Source organism: Nitrosomonas aestuarii, from assembly GCF_003046585.1.
Lineage (GTDB): Bacteria > Pseudomonadota > Gammaproteobacteria > Burkholderiales > Nitrosomonadaceae > Nitrosomonas > Nitrosomonas aestuarii.
The window spans coordinates 1-22,118 of record NZ_QAAE01000018.1 but is presented as its reverse complement, the minus strand read 5'-3'; the positions used below and the strand labels follow the sequence as shown (position 1 = coordinate 22,118).

General features: G+C 45.1%; 29 protein-coding genes and 1 other RNA gene. 21 read left to right on the top strand and 9 right to left on the bottom strand.

What is annotated here, in order from left to right; genetic code table 11:
- Positions 1–4: 4 nt before the first annotated feature.
- The 4 genes from C8R11_RS12895 to C8R11_RS12880 form a co-directional block, all read right to left on the bottom strand.
- Positions 5–856 (bottom strand): DUF4340 domain-containing protein, encoded by an 852-nt coding sequence (locus tag C8R11_RS12895; protein ID WP_107796060.1) that lies wholly within the window; start codon positions 854–856, stop codon positions 5–7.
- Positions 857–870: 14 nt separating this feature from the next.
- Positions 871–2,229 carry a GldG family protein gene (locus tag C8R11_RS12890; protein WP_107796059.1) on the bottom strand — a complete coding sequence of 453 codons (1,359 nt, stop codon included), beginning with the start codon at positions 2,227–2,229 and terminating at the stop codon, positions 871–873.
- 69 nt (positions 2,230–2,298) lie between these two features.
- On the bottom strand, positions 2,299–3,042 hold the full coding sequence (locus tag C8R11_RS12885) for an ABC transporter permease subunit (RefSeq protein ID WP_107796058.1): 744 nt from the start codon (positions 3,040–3,042) through the stop codon (positions 2,299–2,301).
- Between the two features lie 39 nt (positions 3,043–3,081).
- Positions 3,082–3,828, bottom strand: coding sequence for an ABC transporter ATP-binding protein (locus C8R11_RS12880; RefSeq protein WP_090701415.1), 747 nt, complete (start codon positions 3,826–3,828; stop codon positions 3,082–3,084).
- 539 nt (positions 3,829–4,367) lie between these two features.
- Here C8R11_RS12880 and C8R11_RS12875 point away from each other — a divergent pair.
- The 10 genes from C8R11_RS12875 to C8R11_RS12830 all read left to right on the top strand — a co-directional run bounded on the left by C8R11_RS12875 (position 4,368) and on the right by C8R11_RS12830 (position 12,140).
- Positions 4,368–5,051: an OmpA family protein gene (locus tag C8R11_RS12875; protein ID WP_107796057.1), complete on the top strand. Its 684-nt coding sequence runs from the start codon at positions 4,368–4,370 to the stop codon at positions 5,049–5,051.
- An 81-nt stretch (positions 5,052–5,132) separates the two neighbouring features.
- Positions 5,133–6,461, top strand: a complete 1,329-nt coding sequence (locus C8R11_RS12870; RefSeq protein ID WP_107796056.1) for a TRZ/ATZ family hydrolase — start codon at positions 5,133–5,135, stop codon at positions 6,459–6,461.
- Positions 6,462–6,514: 53 nt separating this feature from the next.
- Positions 6,515–7,219: a bifunctional 2-polyprenyl-6-hydroxyphenol methylase/3-demethylubiquinol 3-O-methyltransferase UbiG gene (ubiG, locus tag C8R11_RS12865; protein ID WP_107796055.1), complete on the top strand. Its 705-nt coding sequence runs from the start codon at positions 6,515–6,517 to the stop codon at positions 7,217–7,219.
- 27 nt (positions 7,220–7,246) lie between these two features.
- Positions 7,247–7,906 carry an HAD family hydrolase gene (locus tag C8R11_RS12860; RefSeq protein ID WP_107796054.1) on the top strand — a complete coding sequence of 220 codons (660 nt, stop codon included), beginning with the start codon at positions 7,247–7,249 and terminating at the stop codon, positions 7,904–7,906.
- Between the two features lie 78 nt (positions 7,907–7,984).
- Positions 7,985–8,344, top strand: a transfer-messenger RNA (tmRNA) gene (ssrA, locus tag C8R11_RS12855).
- A gap of 137 nt (positions 8,345–8,481) precedes the next feature.
- Positions 8,482–10,170 carry a replication endonuclease gene (locus C8R11_RS12850; protein ID WP_244907681.1) on the top strand — a complete coding sequence of 563 codons (1,689 nt, stop codon included), beginning with the start codon at positions 8,482–8,484 and terminating at the stop codon, positions 10,168–10,170.
- 22 nt (positions 10,171–10,192) lie between these two features.
- Complete coding sequence (locus C8R11_RS12845; protein ID WP_244907680.1) at positions 10,193–10,417, top strand: hypothetical protein; 225 nt, start codon at positions 10,193–10,195, stop codon at positions 10,415–10,417.
- Positions 10,418–10,486: 69 nt separating this feature from the next.
- Positions 10,487–10,888, top strand: a complete 402-nt coding sequence (locus tag C8R11_RS12840; protein ID WP_107796051.1) for a hypothetical protein — start codon at positions 10,487–10,489, stop codon at positions 10,886–10,888.
- A complete protein-coding gene (locus C8R11_RS12835) occupies positions 10,885–11,079 on the top strand; it encodes a MerR family transcriptional regulator (protein ID WP_107796050.1) in 195 nt (64 codons plus the stop codon). The genes C8R11_RS12840 and C8R11_RS12835 overlap by 4 nt, the downstream gene beginning before the upstream one ends.
- Entirely contained in the window at positions 11,055–12,140 is a 1,086-nt protein-coding gene (locus tag C8R11_RS12830; RefSeq protein ID WP_107796049.1) for a tyrosine-type recombinase/integrase, read from the top strand. The genes C8R11_RS12835 and C8R11_RS12830 overlap by 25 nt, the downstream gene beginning before the upstream one ends.
- A gap of 57 nt (positions 12,141–12,197) precedes the next feature.
- Here C8R11_RS12830 and C8R11_RS12825 read toward each other — a convergent pair whose 3' ends face one another.
- A complete protein-coding gene (locus C8R11_RS12825; protein ID WP_107796048.1) occupies positions 12,198–12,440 on the bottom strand; it encodes a type II toxin-antitoxin system ParD family antitoxin in 243 nt (80 codons plus the stop codon).
- A gap of 223 nt (positions 12,441–12,663) precedes the next feature.
- Here C8R11_RS12825 and C8R11_RS12820 point away from each other — a divergent pair, with 223 nt between their 5' ends.
- The 7 genes from C8R11_RS12820 (at position 12,664) to C8R11_RS17175 (ending at position 15,928) form a co-directional block, all read left to right on the top strand.
- The gene (locus C8R11_RS12820) at positions 12,664–13,350 is read left to right on the top strand and encodes a hypothetical protein (RefSeq protein ID WP_107796047.1); all 687 of its coding nucleotides are present in this window, start codon (positions 12,664–12,666) and stop codon (positions 13,348–13,350) included.
- Between the two features lie 2 nt (positions 13,351–13,352).
- Positions 13,353–13,859: a hypothetical protein gene (locus C8R11_RS12815; protein ID WP_107796046.1), complete on the top strand. Its 507-nt coding sequence runs from the start codon at positions 13,353–13,355 to the stop codon at positions 13,857–13,859.
- Positions 13,860–14,025: 166 nt separating this feature from the next.
- The gene (locus tag C8R11_RS12810) at positions 14,026–14,388 is read left to right on the top strand and encodes a CCCH zinc finger protein (RefSeq protein WP_107796045.1); all 363 of its coding nucleotides are present in this window, start codon (positions 14,026–14,028) and stop codon (positions 14,386–14,388) included.
- Between the two features lie 27 nt (positions 14,389–14,415).
- A complete protein-coding gene (locus tag C8R11_RS12805; RefSeq protein ID WP_107796044.1) occupies positions 14,416–14,691 on the top strand; it encodes a hypothetical protein in 276 nt (91 codons plus the stop codon).
- A 29-nt stretch (positions 14,692–14,720) separates the two neighbouring features.
- Complete coding sequence (locus tag C8R11_RS16255) at positions 14,721–14,864, top strand: hypothetical protein (RefSeq protein ID WP_181258258.1); 144 nt, start codon at positions 14,721–14,723, stop codon at positions 14,862–14,864.
- A complete protein-coding gene (gene istB, locus C8R11_RS12800; protein ID WP_107796043.1) occupies positions 14,854–15,600 on the top strand; it encodes an IS21-like element helper ATPase IstB in 747 nt (248 codons plus the stop codon). Before C8R11_RS16255 ends, istB begins: the two co-directional genes overlap by 11 nt.
- 58 nt (positions 15,601–15,658) lie before the next feature.
- Entirely contained in the window at positions 15,659–15,928 is a 270-nt protein-coding gene (locus C8R11_RS17175; RefSeq protein ID WP_107796042.1) for a Tn3 family transposase, read from the top strand.
- A 44-nt stretch (positions 15,929–15,972) separates the two neighbouring features.
- Here the strand turns inward: C8R11_RS17175 and C8R11_RS12790 are convergent, their stop codons facing one another.
- On the bottom strand, positions 15,973–16,521 hold the full coding sequence (locus C8R11_RS12790) for a carboxymuconolactone decarboxylase family protein (protein ID WP_107796041.1): 549 nt from the start codon (positions 16,519–16,521) through the stop codon (positions 15,973–15,975).
- A gap of 132 nt (positions 16,522–16,653) precedes the next feature.
- Between C8R11_RS12790 and C8R11_RS12785 the strand changes: the two genes are divergently transcribed.
- The 4 genes from C8R11_RS12785 to C8R11_RS12770 all read left to right on the top strand — a co-directional run bounded on the left by C8R11_RS12785 (position 16,654) and on the right by C8R11_RS12770 (position 19,741).
- Positions 16,654–17,553 carry a LysR family transcriptional regulator gene (locus C8R11_RS12785; protein ID WP_107796040.1) on the top strand — a complete coding sequence of 300 codons (900 nt, stop codon included), beginning with the start codon at positions 16,654–16,656 and terminating at the stop codon, positions 17,551–17,553.
- Positions 17,554–18,278: 725 nt separating this feature from the next.
- The gene (locus tag C8R11_RS12780; RefSeq protein WP_107796039.1) at positions 18,279–18,815 is read left to right on the top strand and encodes a carboxymuconolactone decarboxylase family protein; all 537 of its coding nucleotides are present in this window, start codon (positions 18,279–18,281) and stop codon (positions 18,813–18,815) included.
- Positions 18,816–19,075: 260 nt separating this feature from the next.
- Positions 19,076–19,408 (top strand): Tn3 family transposase, encoded by a 333-nt coding sequence (locus C8R11_RS12775; RefSeq protein WP_107796038.1) that lies wholly within the window; start codon positions 19,076–19,078, stop codon positions 19,406–19,408.
- 84 nt (positions 19,409–19,492) lie between these two features.
- Entirely contained in the window at positions 19,493–19,741 is a 249-nt protein-coding gene (locus C8R11_RS12770) for a type II toxin-antitoxin system RelE/ParE family toxin (protein ID WP_107796037.1), read from the top strand.
- Between the two features lie 183 nt (positions 19,742–19,924).
- Here the strand turns inward: C8R11_RS12770 and C8R11_RS12765 are convergent, their stop codons facing one another.
- From C8R11_RS12765 to C8R11_RS12755, 3 genes are all read right to left on the bottom strand, one after another.
- Complete coding sequence (locus C8R11_RS12765; RefSeq protein WP_107796036.1) at positions 19,925–21,073, bottom strand: hypothetical protein; 1,149 nt, start codon at positions 21,071–21,073, stop codon at positions 19,925–19,927.
- A gap of 107 nt (positions 21,074–21,180) precedes the next feature.
- Entirely contained in the window at positions 21,181–21,330 is a 150-nt protein-coding gene (locus C8R11_RS16250; RefSeq protein WP_181258257.1) for a hypothetical protein, read from the bottom strand.
- Positions 21,331–21,527: 197 nt separating this feature from the next.
- A partial coding sequence (locus tag C8R11_RS12755; RefSeq protein WP_146159114.1) for an HAD-IC family P-type ATPase occupies positions 21,528–22,118 on the bottom strand: 591 nt, incomplete at its 5' end.

Below are 22,118 nucleotides of genomic sequence, written 5' to 3'. Positions count from 1 at the left end.
TGGCTTAATCAGCCTTGACAGCATACGGACTCAGTAATCGGCGACTAACCGAGTCTGAGAAATAATAACCGACCTGCTCACCACTTCTTAGAAACACCGCACCGGAATTACTTTTGAACACATCAATCCTAATTTGCCGTCCATCCTGCAGGATTATTGTTATTACAGTCTGAATATCGGAATGATCCCGCAGATCAGTTACCAGTTCCGTTGCCTGATGGAATCGCCAAAGATTGGCCCAGCTTTCCAGCAATGTATGGGTCAAACTGCCTGAATTCTCTGAAACAGCAGCCCATTGACCGTTTTGCTGACGAATAACCACACCATCCAATTCAAATTGAACAGGTATTTCATCATCAGCTAATAATTTCGCACTGACCAAATCCAATGGGCTTGCTGGTATCCATATCGCATAACGGGGAGAAACCAGATATATATGGTCATTGATGGCCAAATACTGTTCGTTTGTAACAGGCGCCAATCCGCCAAAAACAAAATGATCGTCATCAAAATACAATTCAATACCAGGATGATCCAGATTGAAGCCTTCCGGATCTTTCAATGGAAAGCGCTGCCGACTATTTGCAGACAAAACATGCAATATTTTCTCGACAAGCGCTGTATCTGCTCTGGCCGAATATGGTTGTACCAGATGCCAGATGTCAGTAATACGCCGCAGTGCTGCTTCTTGTCCATGCCGAACAATACGAATCGTCTGCACCGATTCGGGCTTTCGCAAAGAAACCGAGTATGCTTCATCATTTTCTGACTGAAACCGAGGTGTCAAATAAAGAAAAATCGCCAGGCCAATGACGGTAACCAGCATAATCAAATTAAGTTGTGAATGATAAGTCATGTTTAATTGCGTACTTATTTAACACTTCTCCGGCGCCACCAGATAACAACACCGCTTAACACAAAAATTCCCGGCAAAAAGAACAAAAAAACAATTACGATAGCGGTCAATGTAGTTTCGCCGAGCACCAAATAACTGTCTTGCGTTGCACGCGGTTGAATGGTAATCATTGCTTCATCACCGACCAGCCAGTTGACAAGATTAATGCCAAAATCCAGATTATTACCATTTCCCAAATAGGTATTTGCCAGAAAATGGCCACTCCCTACGACAATTACACGTTGCTCGCGATCATTAACGAAACGGGTCAGTGCAACCGCGACAGTAACCGGTCCGGCAACATCTTCATCCGGATCAAATACAAACGCTTTATCCAGTGGATTTTTTTCCACCCAACCATTTTGCGCGACTTCTACAAGCGGTATGGTGCGCCATTGTTCATTTTCATTAAAAGCAATCTGGCGCGCAAATGGAAAAACTGTAATATAATCAAAACCGCGTGTAATTTCATGCTGTCCATAATTGATACCCAATGCAAATGTTATGGGCGCTTTTAGCTGTTCGGCCTGAGGATCAATCACAAATCCAGGTGTTAAAATCAAGCGTAATTTCTCAGTCAGCGGCAATAATCCCTTTAATGATTCCTGATCAACCAGCCATAACAAATTGCCGCCCGCATCAATGTAATCCAGTAATTTATCCACTTCGCCGGGAAGCAGGTCCGTTTGCGGCGATGCGATGAGCAGCATACTCGCATTAGCCGGAATGTTGGAAACAACCGCCAGATTAAGCGGCTGGCTGACAAATCCATTCATGCGCAACTGTTGCCCAAAGTCCCCCAAATCATAATTGGCAACGCCTTCCAAACTGCGCTCTCCATGGCCACTTAACGCCATAATCAATTTCTCTTCCGGGCGCGCCAAACGCATCAGCGCTTGGGTAAATGCCTGCTCATTGATGGTCGTCAGATGCGCTTGTCTTTGTTGAAAATTGATTACCATCTCGCCATTGACTTTCACGCCGGCTTCTTTTGCCAGGTTCGGGTGCTCTGTCGGGTCAATGAATGTCAGTGATAGATCCGGTTTGACGCGTTGATAGAGTTGTACAAAATTATGAATGATTTCGCGTATATCACCTAACTGTACGTGCTGCTCTGTCGCATAAACTGTTACCTGCACCGGGTCTTCCATTTTTTTCAGTATTTCGATGCTGGTTGGACTCAGGCTATTACGGCCACTCTGACTGACATCCCATTGTTTGCGCGTTTCAAACGCCCAATAGCCCAGTAACGCAAATAAGGATAACAATAACACTACAAAAATGCTCTGTTGTACTTTCAATTGAAAACGAAATTTTTTACTCGCTTGCATCATTGCTTTAAGTTTATCCCATCAACTCGATGTCAAGTCTTGATCAAGTCGAACACATTCTTCAACAGCCTGTTAACCATACAACCGTTCTCCATCCAAACGACGCACGGTCAACAATAAAAATAATGACGTAAATAAAATGAAATACACAACACTCAACGAATCAAGCAACCCGTTATTAAATTGTTCAAAATGTTTGAATATTGAAAAATAGTGTATCCATCCTTCATAATCGCTGGCAACCAGATCAATTAACCAGAAGCCCACCAGTACGCCCAACACGCCTATCGCAGCAATGACGGGTTGCGCAGTCAAGCTGGAAACATAAAGTCCCAGTGCAACAAAACAACAAACCAACAAAAATAATCCCACAGCACCGCTGATCAACAAACCAAAATCCAATGTGCCACCTGCCAGCAATGTCATGGATAATGCAACAATAAGAGCGATAATACTCAACAAAAATACCATGAGACCGAGAAATTTACCCAAAACAATTTCGGTCACCGATATGGGCGCAGAAAGCAGTAATACTAACGTATGATTTTTGCGTTCCTCAGCAAGTTGACGCATTGTCAGCAACGGCGTAATCATTAACAGTAAAATTGCAGCCAGGGCAAATACTGGCATAACAATAATCTCTGTAAAGCCTGGTGGATTAGCAATTTGCACCAACTGAGGCTGCACTTGCAGAAATGCATCCAGCCGACCCAGAAAAACCCATGTCAACAGAATCTGTACCAGGGCCAGCAGTATCCAGGCTAATGGTGAAGAAAACAGCGCTCGCAACTCTTTATGGGCTACAGTAAAAATCATGACGGTTTTTTAAAAATGTGTTCTCAGTGTCTGCTGAGCTTATTGGACAGGCACGGTTTGTTGTGTCAGTTGAGTAAACACAGTTTCCAAATTGATCCCTTTTTGTTTTAATCCAGCCAGTGTTTCACTCAACACCATACGCCCCTCATGCATGATGTGCACCCGGTCGCATGCCCATTCAACTTCAGACAGGATATGCGTTGAAAGAATAATACTGCAGGATTTCCTCAAATCCTGAATTAATTCGCGTAGTTCACGCATCTGGTTCGGATCCAGGCCCACGGTCGGCTCATCCAGAATGATAACATCCGGTTCATGAATAATTGCCTGGGCAATACCAACGCGTTGCTGCAGACCTTTTGACAGAGTACCGATCAATTGCCTGCCCCGATCAGGCAGTCCACAGCGTATTTTACTGCTTTCCAGCAAATGGGGTATGCGCTGTTTTTCAACGCGATGAAGACGCGCGACAAACCGCAAGTATTCATCCACTGTCATATCAAAATACAATGGCGGCATCTCGGGCAAATAACCCAGGTATGCTTTGGCTTCTCGAGGATTATTCAACAAATCAACACCACAAATTTCTATACTGCCAGCACTCGGCGCCAGATTTCCAGTAATCATACGCAAAGTTGTTGTTTTACCGGCTCCATTGGGGCCCAGCAATCCAAGTACTTCACCTCTCCTTAATTCCAGCGTGATGTTCTGCACAGCCTGATGATTGCCATAATTACGCTGCAAATGCTTTGCTGACAAAGTCAATGGTACTGGTTCATTCGTCATATTAATGTATTCTTTGCGTGAATTAAATCCGTTACAACGCACAATATCAATTACACTTCATGGGCGCCATTAAGGGCAAACTGTGTGAGCAGTATTTATAGCACAAAGCCAACACGACAGCACAAGTGTATATAGTATTTTTGATGATGATTACAGCATGATTCAGTTATCAAAGTGTACGTATTATTTTTCCTGAAGATGCTGTTTAAATTTGACAAAGCGTAATACAAGCCCAAGCTGAAAAAGATACTGTATGATTATTGCTACACAATTTAGTCCAATTCACCCTTCAACAGCTTTCGTTATACACCAGACAATTACAATAATGTTGTTTATATTCAATAATATATCATTTTTTGTTGCAATAAAGATACACCTGAATTTGACAAAAATCTGAATATAAACTCATAATCGCGTCAGCACATCATACGTGGAAAGAAAATAAATGGTGGGACGGCATTTTGTTATTTAGTTTTTAAAGACAAAAAACAAATAGCAAATAATCTAAATCTGAAGTTTTCACTTAAAAGGATAACAGCATGAATAAATTGTCAGCCAAGAAAAAACTGATTGGAATGATTCTACTGCCAGCGTTCTTCTCCGGCGCTGTAGTAGCGCAAGAAACAGGCGCATATCATGATCACGACACCAACGTCGCACAACCAAAGGGCTACGCATCTGAAGCAAATGATGGTGACGTATGGCGCAACTCAAACAATCTTGGTAACCATTGCTGGCGCACAGGATACTGGGACGAATCGTTGGCTATAGTAGAAGGTTGCGATGGTTATGAGAAAGTAGCAGAGGCAGAACCAGCACCTGCTCCAGCACCACCACCTGTAGCACCTCCTGAAAAACTGACTTTCTCTGCCGACGCGTTATTTGACTTTGACAGCGCCACATTGAAACCGAACGGCAAAGTTGCACTGGACGAATTTGTCCGTGGCCTGGAAGGTGTCAATTTTGATGTAATCGTCGCCGTCGGGCACGCCGATAGAATCGGTAATCCAGACTATAACCAAAGACTGTCAGTACGTCGTGCTGAATCCGTCAAGGACTATTTGATGTCTAAAGGAATACCTGACAGCCGTATCTTTACAGACGGCAAAGGCGAGACACAACCGGTTACCGGTGATACATGTCAAGGCAAAACAAGCCGTGCGCTCAAAGAATGTCTGGCACCTGATCGCCGCGTTGAAATTGAAGTTGCTGGTACGCGCTAAGAATACAGCTCACGCAAAGCACTTCATTTAATGAAACACTAGAGCCCTGCACCAAGCAGGGCTTTTTTATGCTTTTTCTTTATGCAAGATACAGTTCATATCGATACATTGATCGAAGCCCGCTGGATTATTCCGGTCGATGCACAGCAATCCGTCCTAAACCATCATGCCATTGCCATCAATCAAGGCAAAGTTATCGGTATCCAGCCCATTAATAATGCACACTCACGATTCAAAGCCAGAGAAATTATTGCTTTAAATAATCACGCATTAATTCCGGGGTTGATTAATTTACATACCCATGCCGCGATGATACTGATGCGTGGACTTGCTGACGACTTGCCCCTCATGGAATGGCTTAAAAAGCACATCTGGCCAACAGAGAGCCGCCATGTTAATGCTTCTTTTGTACTTGACGGCACACGCCTGGCTTGTGCTGAGATGCTCAGAGGCGGCATTACCTGCTTTAACGACATGTATTTTTTTCCTGAAGCCAGCGCACAGGCGGTACTTGATAGCGGAATGCGCGCCTCACTCGGTATGATTGCCATCGATTTTCCAACAGCATACGCCAATGATGCCGACGATTATCTGGCCAAAGGCATGGCATTGCGCGACAGACTGCATTCCGAGCCATTATTGTCATTCTGCTTTGCGCCGCACGCGCCTTATACCGTCAGCGATAAAACGCTTACCAACATCCTGACTTATGCAGAACAACTTGAAGTACCCATACATATACATCTGCATGAGACATTAGACGAAATCAATCTCAGCATTGAATCCCACGGCGTGCGTCCTATCGAACGCATGCACCAACTCGGTCTGCTAAGTCCGGGCTTGATAGCGGTGCATATGGTGCACCTCACCGACAATGAAATCCGGCTCATAAAACAGCATGGCTGCCATACAGTTCACTGTCCCTCATCAAACTTAAAGCTTGCCAGCGGTTTTGCACCTGTCACATCACTGCTGGACAACAACATTAATGTCGGACTCGGCACTGACAGTGCCGCCAGCAATAATCGTCTGGACATGTTTGAAGAAATGCGCCTCGCTGCTTTGCTGGCCAAAGCTTCAACTAACAAGGCAGACGCCCTGCCCGCCCACCAGGCGCTTGAAATGGCCACAATCAATAACGCCAGAGCACTCGGCATTGATGAAATTACTGGCACTCTGGCATCCGGCAAAGCCGCCGACATTACTGCCATTGATTTCTCCGACTTACATCTTTCACCCTGCTATGATCCAGTTTCACATCTTGTATACGCAGCTGGACGCGAACAGGTGAGTCATGTCTGGGTAAATGGTAAAATGCTGCTTGAAGATAAAAAATTAACAACCCTGGACAGCACACAATTACACAATCGCGCTGTCTACTGGGAAGAATGCATCAAATCCACTGCATAATCTGACGGATACTGGGAACGGGCTTAAGGACAAATACAATCAAAGGAATCGACATGAAAGACGACGGCATCAATGCAGACCCATTGGAACTGGAGAAATTCAGTCAACTGGCGCACCGCTGGTGGGATCCCAACAGTGAATTCAAACCGCTGCATGAAATCAATCCATTGCGCATGAATTACATTGAAGGACTCGCCGGACTTAGTGACAAAATCGTATTAGATGTCGGCTGTGGCGGCGGCATTCTCTCCGAAGGCATGGCTACGCGGGGGGCAACCGTCACCGGTATTGACCTGAGTGACAAAGCGCTCAAGGTCGCCAAGTTACATCTGCTGGAAACTGGCCAGCAGGTAGAATACCGTAAAATCACAACCGAATCTCTAGCCAAAGAACAACCGCAGCACTACGACATCGTTACCTGCATGGAAATGCTCGAACATGTGCCAGACCCGATGAGCATCATCCGCTCCTGCGCAAAACTCGTCAAACCCGGTGGCTGGGTATTCTTTTCCACCATCAATCGCAACCCGAAATCCTATCTATTCGCCATCATCGGCGCGGAATATATTCTTAAACTGCTGCCACGCGGCACACATGAGTACGCCAACTTTATCAAACCATCTGAACTTGCCCGCATGGCGCGTAATGCCGGACTTTCAGAAGAGAAACTGATCGGCATGACCTATAACCCATTTACAAAAGTATACGCATTGGGACAGGACACCGACGTCAACTACATCATGGCTTATCGTGCTTGATCTACCGAAATTCACAAGACATGCGGCATGTTATTAAGCGCTGTATTTTTTGATTTTGACGGCACGCTCGCCGATACAGCACCGGATCTCGGTCATGCGCTCAACCGTCAACGTACCAACCGTGGTCTCAATCCACTGCCCATCGAGCAAATCCGCACACAGGCTTCAGCAGGTGCACGCGGACTGCTTGGACTCGGATTCAGCATTAAACCTGAAGACCCGGGCTATTTTGAAATGCGCGAAGAATTTCTCGAATTCTATACGCAACGACTCTGCCATGAGACTTGTTTGTTTCCCGGCGTGGAAACACTACTTGAACAACTGAATTTACGCGGCCTGCCCTGGGGCATTGTCACCAACAAACCAGCCCGTTTCACCTACCCGCTTATCGAGCAGCTGGGCCTGCAACAGGGTGTCGCCAGCATCGTCTGCGGCGACGAAGTCACACACACCAAACCACACCCCGAACCGCTACTGATAGCCTGCGATAAAATCAACGTCTCCCCAGCCGAGTGTATTTACCTGGGTGACGACCTGCGCGACGTCAAGGCCAGCCTATCCGCCGGCATGGAACCCATTATCGCTCGCTACGGCTATCTCGGAAACGGTCAGCCGCCCGAAACCTGGGGAGCACGCCACATCATCGACAAACCACAAGACCTGCTCGCCTATATTCCTGCCAAGTGATAGAATGCACAAGTAAGCAAAGTTGAACTTTTGCAGTTCATTACTATCTTAGAAACACCACAAAGAATTTAGCATGCCGGGGACGATCTGGCTTCGACGTGGGTTGCAAAGCAGCGTAGGGCATACCGAGGATCAGATTACCTCGTAAATCCATCTGAAAACAATAGTCGCAAACGACGAAAATTACGCTTTAGCCGCTTAAATGGCTAGCCTCTGCACCGATGGGCCTCAACGTAGGGTCTGGCAACAGACAGCAGAGTCACTAACGAGGATCGCGCTCTGCAGGGTTACTTTGCAGGACGTTAAACTTAAGGTAACTAGCCTGTCATCAGCCTGCCGGTTGGCGGTTGCCAGGTTAAATTAAAGAACACGGCTAAGTATGTAGAACTGCCTGTAGAGGGCTTGCGGACGCGGGTTCGATTCCCGCCGTCTCCACCATCTTCCGGTCTAACACAGACCAACCTAGACCAACTAAGACCCATATAAAACAGGGTCTTAGGACCGGTCCACCCAAACAACATTTAGTCTCGACTGGTCTTCATTGGCCTCGATTGTGGCACAAATTTGACACAAATTTGACACAAGTCGTCCAGGCGGATGAACTGACTGCCAACTTCGGCACACCCGATTGCAGGCAATTCAGGCGGCATGTTTTTTCTGTCCTCTCCCCTATCGCCGGTGACCTGGCATTACGCTATGCCAAAATTTCAGAACAGCATAACTACGAGCAGGCAAACCATGAACTTGAAAAAATTCACGATAGCCTGTGCATTAACGATCTGAATCTATGCGCTGGCGGGGACGAACTTTTCAATGCTGCAAAAAAGTCAGCCAAAAAATGCACAAATGCACGGGAACGCGCAAAAACCGTTGAAGAAGCTTATCAAGCCTGTGCACGGATCGTTCAACACTACCGAATTAAACCGCCGGAATGGAAAGCTGAAAAACCGGAACCCGCATTGAACCGCATGTGCTGTCCGATCTGGTGGCACCGTAAAATTCAGGTTTTACGCCTGCGTACCATTGAAACCATATCCCGCAATATTGAACTGGTGACCCGTTACCGCTCAGCCTATGCAAGCGATTACGCCGTTAATATCAAGCGCAAGCAGAAAGAGAAAAACCGCCAGTATCTGGAATCGACTTTCATCAGTAATGAAGTCGGCGAACAGTTTTCCTTGCAGGAATTATCAGATCGTTCCGTTTCCAATCCGGCAATCCGCCGCGCTGAATTGATGGTGCGCGTCAAAGGTTTTGAAATGGTCGCTAATCATCTGGGCCATGTGGGCGAATTCTATACACTGACAACCCCTTCACGCATGCACGCCAGCCTGCACAGTGGCAAAACTAATCCGCGCTATGACGGCACGACTCCACTGCAAGCGCATGAATACCTGACGCACCTTTGGGCATTGATCCGTGCTGAATTGCACCGCCGCGAAATTCGGCCTTATGGTTTCCGTGTTGTCGAACCGCACCATGATGGTACACCGCATTGGCATTTTTTGTTTTTCATGCCGGAAGAACACTGTAAAACGGTTCGCGAAGTCATGCAGTATTACGCCCTGTTGGACAATGGGAGTGAACCCGGCGCATTGAAACACCGATTCAAGGCCGAGGCCATCGACCCACAGAAAGGCTCGGCTGTGGGTTATATTGCCAAGTACATTGCCAAAAACATTGACGGTCATGCGCTGGAACAGGATTTATACGGTAATGATGCACAAACAGCCGCTGAACGAATCACCGCATGGGCAAATATATGGGGCATACGCCAGTTCCAACAAATCGGCGGCCCAAGCGTTACCGTATGGCGTCAATTGCGAAAACTAAATCACACTGATGATAAGGAACTTGAATCTATCCGCAAATTCGCTACCGCCAGCGATTGGGCTGCGTTCATGCTGGTAATGAGAGGCCCGACGCTACCCGTCCGGCAGCACCCAATAAAACCTCTTTACGATCACAGCCGGACACTCAACCCAGAAACCGGGGAAATTATATCTGTCCAGCATAACCGCTACAAAGACGAAGCAGCCAAACGGGTTGCAGGCGTCGTTTTTAATGGCAAAAACTTTGATGCAAGAATGCATTTCTGGATGGTTTTAACAGGCAACAGCGAGGACGTGACATCACGCGGCGAGGCGCGAGCCGCGCCCGCGTCATGTCATGCCGCAGCTGTTAACCTTGGACCTGTATCAATAACTGTACCGGACACAATTCATCATGAAAAATCAGCATATGAAAGCAAAATTATTCACTGAAAATTTAATAGAAAATAAAATCATGAACGAATTTAGCCTTGAAGAAGCCGTCTCTTTAATCTACCGGCTCGCCACTCTAAAGAAAAATGCAGTCGCCAACAAAAAACCGGATATTACCCAAATCGGACATATCTGCGGCGTTTTAACCATGAACGACCAGATTGAGATCGTCATCAAGTTCCACGATGAACTCAGACAATTCACCAAAGAAGAATTCATGTCTAAGGTTGTTTTATACGATAAATAAAACTATTGACTTTTAAAGTAAGTATACTATTATACGAGTCATTACTAACTTTCATAATATATACTGACTATGACAGACAACCCTAAACAATTACTGGTTTTGAACGAAGAAGACGAACAGATCATATTACACCAGATGCGGGAATTCAGAGGTATCGGCACAACTCTGGAAAGCGCCCTGGGTGCATTAATACTCGGCCAGTATTTTGGCTGGCGCGTCCTTAAGTTGCTCCATAACCCTGCAACCTATCGCCGGTACGAAAAAGCACTGGGCATTGAGTTCAAAAAGGTATGCCCTGAAATTACCGAAATGGGCAAGAAAAAAAGTATTGGTTACGCCATCACCGAAAAACTCGGCAGCTTCTGGGCCGTTGTGATGGGTAAACGCAAAGTCCCTGAAAAAGGCATGATCGCCAACAAGGAAGAAGTTAACAAAGCGGTTGATCAGATTGATAAGGAGGACAAGAAATGAATCACTCCGAACATATCAAAGTAACCATCAAAAAATTCTCTGAACTGACCGGCCTGACTGAGAACGCTATCCGCCAATACATCAAAAAAGGGCAATGGAAATATAAAATCCACTGGCACAAAGCGCCAAACGGCAGAATATTCATCAACGCAAAAGCAGCTTACGCATGGATCGAGGGCATCGGGGCATAACCATTCGTGGCAATAGCGCCCAAATTGCATTCACCTATCAGGGTGTGCGATGCCGTGAATCTATACCCATGCCGCCAACCAAAGCCGCACAAAAAGAACTGGTTCTCAAACGGCAAGCGATTTTGTACGAAATCAAAACCGGCAGCTTCGACTATTGCAAACACTTTCCTCACAGCAAGAAAGCAAAGGAATTCCGCAAAACCCGGCCCGACCAATATACCATCGGTGAAGCCCTGAAAAACTGGTTACAGCGTAACCAATCCAGATGCCAGCCCAGCACACTGCACGATTATTCCAGCGCAATTTATCATCACCTGATTCCCGTCTTTGGCGAACTGGTTATTTCGGAATTGACCGCAATCAAGGTTAAGGCATTTCTTGCTGATCTGTCCTGCTCCAACAAAAGAAAAAGCAATGTACTGATTCCGCTACGTCGGGTATTTGATGAACTCTACCATGATGAAATCATCGACAAAAACCCACTTGAACGCGTAAAAAATCTTCCAGCCAATACAAGAGAACCGTTACCATTCAATACTGATGAAATTTCCAGAATCCTGCAAGAACTCACAGGGCAGGAAAGAAACCTGATTCAGTTTGCATTTTATTCCGGCCTCAGAACTTCCGAGCTGATCGCCCTGCGCTGGCAGGATGTCGACTTTGAGAAAAACTGCATTTATGTCCGCTTTGCCAAAGTGCGCGGCCATTTAAAATGCACCAAAACAAAATCAGGGAAACGGGATGTAACCCTGCAACCCCAAGCCAGAGAAGCTTTACTCAACCAACAAGCATTAACCGACAAACATAACGAAATAGTTTTTCATGACTCACGCACTAACCAGCCGTGGAAAGGAGACCAAGCCATCCGCAAGATTGTCTGGACACCTGCATTGAAAAGAGCAGGCATCAAATACCGAAACCCCTACCAAACCCGCCACACTTTCGCTTCCATGCTGCTATCAAGAGGTGAAAATCTAATGTGGGTTGCCCAGCAAATGGGGCATAAGGATTGGAGTATGATTATTAAGGTTTATGGGCGGTGGATTCCGCAATCGAAATGAACGACCAATCAAGAGCATATCAGCTTTTACCTTTTGGGTATATGTGAATGATCCCATCTAATCTTCACTATCCAGATCATCCAGAATGCTTTGCAATAAATAATCAGACGTACCGCTTTGCTCACCTTCAATTAAAGTATGGCGCAGTGTTTCCAGACTGTTTCCGCGCTCCTCAAGCAAGCGAGGCCCTGTTCGTATCACTACGCTGGCCGAGCCATAACGCCCGGTTTCAACTTGGTGCGCCAGAAATTTCTCAAAATGCTCACCCAATTTCACATTTGTGTTTTTTTGTGCAAGCATAACAACCTCCGTATAAAAATTGCCGACAATTAACTATAATATTTATTGGTATTTTGCAACACATTACCTCCGAGATGCTCGGACTTATTACTCGAGTGGGAATTTAGATTTCTTTTAATTTATACGCCATGTTTTAATTCAGTGCAATTTATTATTTCTTGTAGGAGAAACGAAAAAAATGCAATTTCACAGATACATAATAGGAATTCTTCTAAATAAAAAGATGTTTAAATTGTCCTCAGCCGGTGGAGCCTTAATTGATGGATTGCTTGATCTTAAAGACAACGAAACACGATTAGGGGAAAAATATTTTTCATTAGTAAACATATCAAATAATCCCGATGAACCATTGATTGCACTTATTGATGAAAATAAAACCAATAATCTTATTATTCAAGCTGACAAAGTAGTATTTAAAAAAACATCATTCGGTGAAGTCTCTGCCGTAAGTACTGACAAAGCACATCAAGAATTTGAAATATTATGGAAAAAAGCCGATAGCATTTTGCAATTTTCCGCCATTCGTCGCATTGGAATCGTTGGTCAGTTTAGGTTTAATGAGACCAGTGAAAACTCTGGTGCAAATGATCTTATAAAAAACCTTATTAAACTATCCCCCCCTACACACTCCGGCAGATTTCATCTAACTTATGAAAATCGACAGCTTAACCCGGACAATTCAATACCAGATAAACAAACAGGTGATTACTGGAACACAATTTATACATACTACTTGAGTGAAAATGATGAAACTCCTGAAAATGGAAAAATTAACGCGAACATAGATGTCCAAAAATACTACAACCCAGCCAAATCCAATTTAATGTCTGAATTAAAAAAAGTAAAGGAGCAATTTATCAAAGAAAAAAAGGTATTTAGAGATTCTTTGAGAACAATGGGATTTGAATAGTTATGGCAAGAAAAGGCAAAAAAAATTTTGGACGAGTGAATAATGACATACAAGTCAAAAAAGGAATTATTAAAGCCGATTCTCAACCAACAGAACCACAAAAAGATGACGAAAAAGAAGAATACAAAAATTATAGGACTGCTGAACGCTCTAAAGTACCTGCGGAAACTCCATTTAGTAAAGAAATTATCAATTGGTTAAGCAAATGGAGTCCTTTAGCAGGTTGGATTATCATAATTAGTGCTGTAATAGCTGCTTATTATTCGTTTAACAATAACATCGAAAATGCTAAAAAGGATATAAATAATTTATATGAAGGATCGATAAACAATAAAAAATCTATTCATAATATTGAAAAAGAATTAGTTAAAATTGATACTGATAACAAACACATGGATTCAAGGCTTATAAATTTAGGTGACAAAGTCAATGAAGTTAATTCAAATCTCAAACAAATCGAAATTGAGCACGTAAAACAAAAACTAATGTTAAAGCAGAATAGAGATTAATTCTTTATGAATAACTAAGGATAACGGCCCAATTGAAAAACATAATTTGGTGCTTTATTAAAGAAAAAGTCTGTGATTGAAACTTAATAGATTTCTGTGAAGGATTAGGATAATCAAAACGAATACCTATTACCTAAAATGTTCAATAATTTATAGACTGTAGCCAATGCGAGGACAAGTTAATTGTAAACTTATTGGTGGCCCACAAGGCGACTTAGAACTTACGCTTTCTACTATAGCGTGCAAAGAGCGCATCTCATTGATGGGTGATGTTTGGGTAGCACAAGGGTTGAATGGCGGGGTTCTGATAATGAAAGGTTCGATACCGCCAAGCGCGCCGTGGTTGACTTATATTCGCGATATTTATGAGAAAGTCAAACTGGACAAACCCGGACTCATAACTTATCAGTTTGTTTGCACTGAGGAAGTAAATCGATGTGAAAAGATTCTTGAAGGAAAAGATCGTCGCTGCCGCAACGAGGCAGTCCAAGATGAACGTTTTTGTAAGACTCATATAAAAAATATATGACACAAAACAGTAAAAAGGAGAGCTTAAGTGATTGATATATCAGAAATAGACCAAGGTTCGATTCCCGCCGTCCAATTAGAAGGGCCTGGATATTCTCCGGGCCCTTTTTCTTTGCCCCAAAGCCCACACTGCGCGGCACTTCGGCCTTATGGCTTGCGGGCAACCTCCCAGCTAAATCAGTCAGATTGTGCATTTTCGCTGCCCAAACTGTCTCTGTTCTCTGTTTTGCCTGCGGGTAGTCTCGGGGGGAAACCCTGTATTTATGCGGCTTTGCGGGGCGAGGGTTTGCAGTCTGTGAACTGACACTTGAATCCGGCGTTGTCAATGCCAGTGTGCTGCAAAATGCGATTAGACGTCTGATTGAACCGATTCGTCCCAAGGCACTGAATACCGGCGATACCTTGCAATTGACCGCTGAGCCGCTGGCAGATTACCAGCGTTACGATCATTTACTGGGAAGTCAACATGTCCACTGATCTGCTTACCCAACTCAAAGCATTGCATCTGTATGGCATGGCAGAAGCCTGGTCTGAATTAATCACAGAAATGCCGCAACGCAAGCAAGTATCGCCGGAAGTCACATTAAGCCAATTGATCAACGCCGAAATTGCCGACCGCCAACTACGCAGCCTGAAATACCAGATGAAGGCAGCAAAGTTTCCAATTCACCGCGATCTGGTGAAATTCGACTGGGATGAAACAGCACTTTCACGACAGCAGATAGAACAACTGTCAACGGCCGCTTTTATGGATGAAGCGCATAACCTCATCCTGTTCGGCGGTACCGGTACCGGCAAAACCCATTTGGCCACAGCACTGGGCGTTGCCGCTATTCATCACGGCAAACGCATACGATTCTTCAACGCCGTGGATCTGGTCAACCTGCTGGAACAGGAAAAACAACTGAATAAAACCGGTAACCTGGCAAAAAGACTCATTCAGGTGGACGCCGTCATCCTCGATGAACTGGGCTATCTGCCTTTCCCGGAATCGGGCGGCGCACTTCTGTTTCACTTGATCAGCCAATTGTATGAACGTACTTCACTCATTATAACGACCAACCTGAAATTCAGTGAATGGGTACAGGTTTTTGGTGATGCCAAAATGACCACTGCATTGCTGAACCGCATTACGCATCATTGTAACATCCTGGAAACCGGCAATGATTCTTACCGTTTCAAGCATAGAAAAAAATGTATAAACAACGATTAGCCAACTAAGCAAGGTGGAAACTTTTCGACGCCGATGACTGGAAAATTTTTAATGCCGATTGACAATTTGGTTACAGCAGAATAATTCCTGTAGCAGCCTAACCCTTATTATCGCCTGTATTATTTATTGGCAAGCAAGGAAATACACCGCGTCATTCAAATCTCCACACCGCCGGAACATATTAACCCTAGCGCTTATCAGCAATATAAGTTCCGTTTCTTGGAAAAATGTCATTCTATACGGTGAATACATTCTCAACAGAAACAGAGTCGTGCAGCAAGTATATCCTTGGACCGTATTTCCGTACAAATATGCACAGTATCCTTAAAGGGAAGATGTAGGGTGACGGGAGGCGCACCCTACTAAGCGAGACTACGCTGCGAATCTGCCAACTGTTGGAAAATCAATTTCAGTTCCAAGTACTTCATTGATATAGTTTGTTAGCGTATTCAGTGCGACATGGCCGACAATTTCGACAATTTCTGCATCGCTGTATCCAGCGTCACGAACAGCCTGTACATCAGCGTCAGATACTTGGCCGCGGTCCTTGGTGATTTTCGCTGCGAAACCGACGGCAATTGCGGCTTTAGCATCGTTGGATGTGCCACGACGGTTTGCTTCAATTTCTTCTGCACTCAGTTTAGCCAAGTTGGTACCAAGATAGTTATGCGCAGCAAGGCAATAACCACAACCGTTGATTTCAGCGACAGCCAATGCAATCCGCTCACGCGTTGGCGCGTCTATTGAACCACTGGCAAGCGCGCTGTTCAGGCCCAAGTAGCCTTCCAGGGTTTGTGGACTGTTTCCGATCAATCTGAACATATTAGGAACAGTCCCCAACAGCTTGTTGACTGCTTCGAGAGAAACTTTTGACGCTTCCGGTGCGGCGTCGATGGATACCGGGGTTGGGATTCGAGACATGTTTTTCTCCTAGGTTTATTAAAACTGAGGTTTCAATATACAATTAATTTGTATCGAAATAATTAGACAAATTAAGAATATTCTATTACCTTGGGTGAAAGAATAGAGGCAAACGATTAGCAGGCTCAAACAGTGGACAAACTTGAAACAATACGGGTGTTTTTGGAAGTGGCCGAAGGCCAGAGTTTTGTGGCAGCAAGCCGTAAGCTTGACTTGTCCGCGCCTGCTGTCACTCGTTCGATTGCACAGCTGGAGCACGCCTTGGGTGTACGTTTGTTCAATCGAACTACTCGACAGGTTCGCCTTACTGATTCCGGTGCCCGGTTTTTCGAAGACGCCAAGAAAATCCTGGAAGATCTTGAGCAAGCTGAAGCTGCCGCATCAGGAAGTTACGCCACTCCCAAAGGTGTTTTATCTGTAACTGCGCCCGTTTTATTTGGGCAAAAGCATATAGCGCCCATTTTGACGGAATATCTGGAACAGAATCCATCTGTCGAAGTGAGAGCAATATTCTACGATCGCGTTGGTAATATTCTTGACGAAGGACTGGACGTGGCGATCCGGATCGGACATCTAAAAGATTCAAGCTTATATGCAACCAGAGTTGGGAGTACACAGCGGATTGTGTGTGGTTCGCCTGGCTACTTCGATAAACATGGTGTACCAGAACATCCTGAAGACCTCGCTAACCATGAAATTATTCTTGCGTCCACAGTCGAGCCATCGACGACGTGGCGGTTTGAATCGCCTACTGGCAAAATCTCTGTAAAAGTTTCCCCGCGTCTTTATTGCAGCCAAAACGGTTCTGCTATTGAAGCTGCTAGACAAGGCTTTGGTATTACACGTTTGATGTCCTATCAGGTAGGTGATGAGTTTCAGAAGGGGTCATTGAAACGCATATTGCAAGACTTTGAAGCAGAAGCTCTTCCCGTGAATATTATTCATCTTGAAGGGAGGCAGGCTAACGCTAAGATCAGGTCGTTTATCGATCTGGCTGTTGCCCGCTTAAAGGCTAATCCCCACATCAACTAACAGTTTTAGTTTCACTCATAGCGATAGGCCTTCGATTTATTTCGCCAGGATAATGAAAACTAAATCTCTGACCGTTCCTATTATCGTGATCTCAGCATTTAAATGGTTTTTTCATGAATTCTCAGGTGATCAAAGATCAAAACAGTTGAGGATTCACCGTCAGCCGCTTGCGTGGTCTTAATCCAGTGGAAATTGTGCGTTGAAGATAAAGCGTGTAAGAACCCGCGAGAAGGTGCTTTAGGCCATCCGCTATACCAATATCTATTTGGCTTATCTGTTTGTGCTCCCTTTGTATGGTGCCCATTCAACAGAGTGGAACGGAATTTGAGAATGGTAAAGATTAAACAAAATGTTTCAGGTTGTTTCTGATCAAAAGTCAACAAAGGATATAACCCACTTGTCGCATACAGATTGCTTTGGCAGGCGGAGTTCATGAAATGTGGGGTGAATAGTGACCTTTTAATTTACCAAATGGATGAGTGTGTTTATTTCAATATCTGCAATGAATAATTGTAATGATAACCAATTATTAAACGGCCGCTGAATTATATAATTTTGGTAACTGACGAGTGAACACTATTGCGGGAAATTTCTGAAACCGATTTTGAAGCAAGTGTTTTTCATTTGTCAGTTATCACTTATTTTTAGATGCTGGCGTCGATGTATTAGTCGTTATACGCATCGTTGTAGCTGGATTCTGGTTATCATTTTTTAAGGAGGCAACAATGGCACGTATCGAAATAAATTCAAACTTTGAAAATGGATCCAAGGAAATTCTGGATCGTGTGATGGAACTGCGCGGACAAGTACCCAATATCTTCAAGACAGCCGCACATTCACCGGCTGCCCTGGGATTCTTGCTAGATGGTTACACCGCCCTTGGTCGTAGTAAAATATCCGCTCAGATCAAGGAAAAAATTGCGTTGAGGGTCGCAAGTCTTAACGACTGCGATTACTGTGCTTCAGCTCATGCCGCTATGGGCAGAAGATTGAAATTTGATGAGAATCAAATTCATGATAGCCTTAAAGGCATTGCAGTGGATCCCAAAACTAAAGCGGCCTTGACTCTCAGCGAACAAATTATCGAGAAGCAAGGCAAGCTTTCAGATGACGAACTGGCTAATGCAAGGGATGCCGGTTTTAGCGACGCAGAAATACTGGAAGTTCTAGCTGTGACCTGTATCAATATTTTCACCAATTATTTCAACCACATTGCGGGAACGGATCTGGATTATCCATTTGTTTCGGCTTCAGGAAAATAATGCCTGACAGGCTGTGATTAAGGACAAAGTCAGAGAGGTATTACTACTGACCCGGAAGGGATTCTAAATCTAAACCAGTCAATCGGCATTTAAGTTTTTAAATGCCGATTGACAAAATTCAAACTAAACCCAAATTGTTTAGCGACAGAGCTGCCAATAAAAAACCCACCGAAGTGGGTTCAAGGATTGCTACCATGGGTTCATCTGCATAAAGGCACCAAAAGTCCCATAGGATTTGTTTATTCTTGAGAGTTATCAGCATGCTCGTTTCTGAATTGTTTTGTGCGGTCTGGCAGAAAATATCGGTAGAAAGCGGTGCATCCAATATGGAGCTGGTCGATCACATCACCAACGAAAGGGGAGAGCAAGAGATCGCTGAGGCCTGCAACCGGCTCATTAAAAACAGCATCATCTGCTGGAATTATCACTATCTTGCCCACCAGCTTGAAAAAGCAAACAATGAAGACGAAAGAGAAAATCTACGCCAAATTATCATGCGCCATTCACCTATGACATGGGTACACATCAATATGCTCGGTGAGTACGATTTCTCAGATGAAAAACTTAAAGATTCCATCGTAATTCACCTCTGAAACCAGCCGCCTAAATCATCAATCAATTCGGGAGAACTAAAAACGCCAAAAAAGCTGTAACATCACATCAATGTCCAAATCTCTATGGGACTTTTGGTACCTGTATGCAGATGGAACCTTCATACAGCTAACCGGATTCGTGATGCGGTGAAAAAACTGCCAGACCATCCGCTGATTGGCCGTCCTGTTCATGATATTGTAAGTCCCTTATTCAGGGATATTTTTATTACCTTTGGTCAGTCAGGTTACTGGCTTCGATATACCATCATAGACGATGCGATTATGATTGTTAGAATCTGGCACGGACGTGAAAATAGGGAAACACCAAAATAATCATACAGAAAGTAACTCCTTAACTTCGGCATTCTGGTGTCCAGCTGTCCGGAGCCACTTCATGATCAATCATCCGTGCACTCCGCATCGGGACAAGCGCCTGCTTCTGCCCACAAGGGGCACGTTTCGTTGCGCGAGGATGGGAATTGAAGTCAAACTGGTTCTTGCTTGGAATAGGGCTGATTAGAGAGATTTGGTATAGAGGCGATAGGTTTTGTATATGCTGGCCGTCGACAGGCGTATCATATTCTGCACATCAACATTTAGCTCTAATATCCAGCTCATTTCAACATCGTGTATGCCACGCGGGCGCATCGCCCCATAACAGGCCTCAAACATCGACAGCATCAGCGCGCTGCCAGAGCGTTTCTTCTGGATATCCTGGCGAATGCCCATCAGCGGGATGCGCGCAGATTTAACTCCGGAAACCTTTAACCGCCACAAAAGCTTTGCCCAGTCGAACGGGAAAAGCCGTCCATCCAGGTCGTGCGCCGCTTCGTTCAGGTTCGGCAGCATAAGGACAAAGCCCTTGGCCACGCCATCCACTTCACCAAACCAGAAACCGGCTGGGTCAATCAACAGCTTCATCTCTCTTGCCATGTGCTGGACCTGGGCATCCGAATACGGAATATAATTCCAATTGTTTGACCAAGCATCATTGAAGATATCCATGGCAAGCGTGATCTCCTCCTCGAAGGCATCCTTGCGCATTGGGCGGATGTTCAGGCTGGAGGACTTGTTGATATAGGCCTGCATCTTTTCAACTATGGGTGGGCGCGGATAGCCGTCCTTGGTGTTGCCAAGAAAGGCATAAGTGTCCATCGCCTTGGCATAGCCTGCTGCTTCCATACCTACCGGATAGCGCGCCGCACCATGGGGCATCATCATCATCTGCGGGGTATCAAAGCCATCGACCAGCATGCCGCATTCTTCGTTCACGGAGAAATTATAGGGCCCTCCGATCGTGGTCATGCCTTTCCCGCGTAACCAGTCTTCGGCCTGTTTCAACAACATGGGCTGGGCGTCGGGATAAGCCACATCGGTATCCAGAAACCCAAAATGCCCGCTGCCATCCTTGTGTACTTCCAGATGAACATGGTTTACAAAGCTTGCAATCCGGCCAATCACCTTGTCCCCGGCCTTGGCTAGCCAATAGGCTACATCCAGGCGGGCAAGTCCCACATTCTTCTTGGGGTTGAACTGCTCTTTTTGGAGCATCCGCAACGGCGGACGCCAAGTCGGCTCACCCCGATATAGCCGATAGGGCAACTCCATGAATGCGGTCATATCCGCCGGGCTGGTTGCCTGAACGATGCGTAGCCGATCTGTCATTGAGCCCGGCCCTCTGCGATCAAAGCGCTAGGCCTAGCTTGAACTGGCATTCTCTTGACCGAAGTTGGTAGAAGTTTCAGACAGGTATCCGCGTATCAAGCGATTTTTCACGGGATCGTTTTCTCCAAACCAAATGGCATGACATGGATTTCTTGTTTGTCAATTTCATCGAGTAATTGGTCATCTTCTGGTTCTGTCGCATAAGCTGGAAATATTAGAAATGACACAATAGAAAAAGATATAAACAGCTCTTTCACGTCATACTCCACTGTTTCTTCGGTAAAAAATAAAACAATCAATTCGTTTTTCTGCTCTCTAGGTTAGATAGTTTTTTGGCAACCCGGTTGATGATATTATTCAAAAGCTGAACACTGGCTGAATATGCAGAAATAAATTCAAATTTTGGGGTGGAAAGCTTTGTAGTTAGGATGCCCATCTCACATCAATGCTCCGATCACAACCTGATTAATCGAAGCCGCAAGGCATTGACTATTACGCTGACCGATGACAGTGACATTGCTGCAGCGGCGATGATGGGTGAAAGCAAGACAGCAAAGAGCGGATAAAGAATACCTGCAGCAATAGGTACGCCTGCCGAATTGTAAACAAAAGCAAAAAATAAGTTCTGTCGTATATTTCGCATGGTAGCTACAGACAGTTTGCGAGCACGCACAATACCCATCAGATCGCCTTTAAGCAAGGTGACGCCCGCGCTTTCGATAGCCACGTCTGTACCCGTGCCCATGGCTATGCCCACATCAGCAGCGGCCAGCGCAGGCGCATCATTCGTGCCATCTCCAGCCATGGCGACAATACGTCCTGTATCACGCAGTTTATTAACAATCTTGCCCTTATCCTCGGGAAGAATTTCGGCTTCTACTTCTTCAATGCCCAGTCTTTTGGCCACAGCTTCAGCGGTACGGCGATTATCGCCAGTGAGCATAACAATATGGATGCCCTGTTTCTTAAGCTGATTGATTGCATCCGGTGTTGTCTCCTTAACAGGATCCGCAATCGCCAGAATCCCCGCTACTTGACCGTCTAC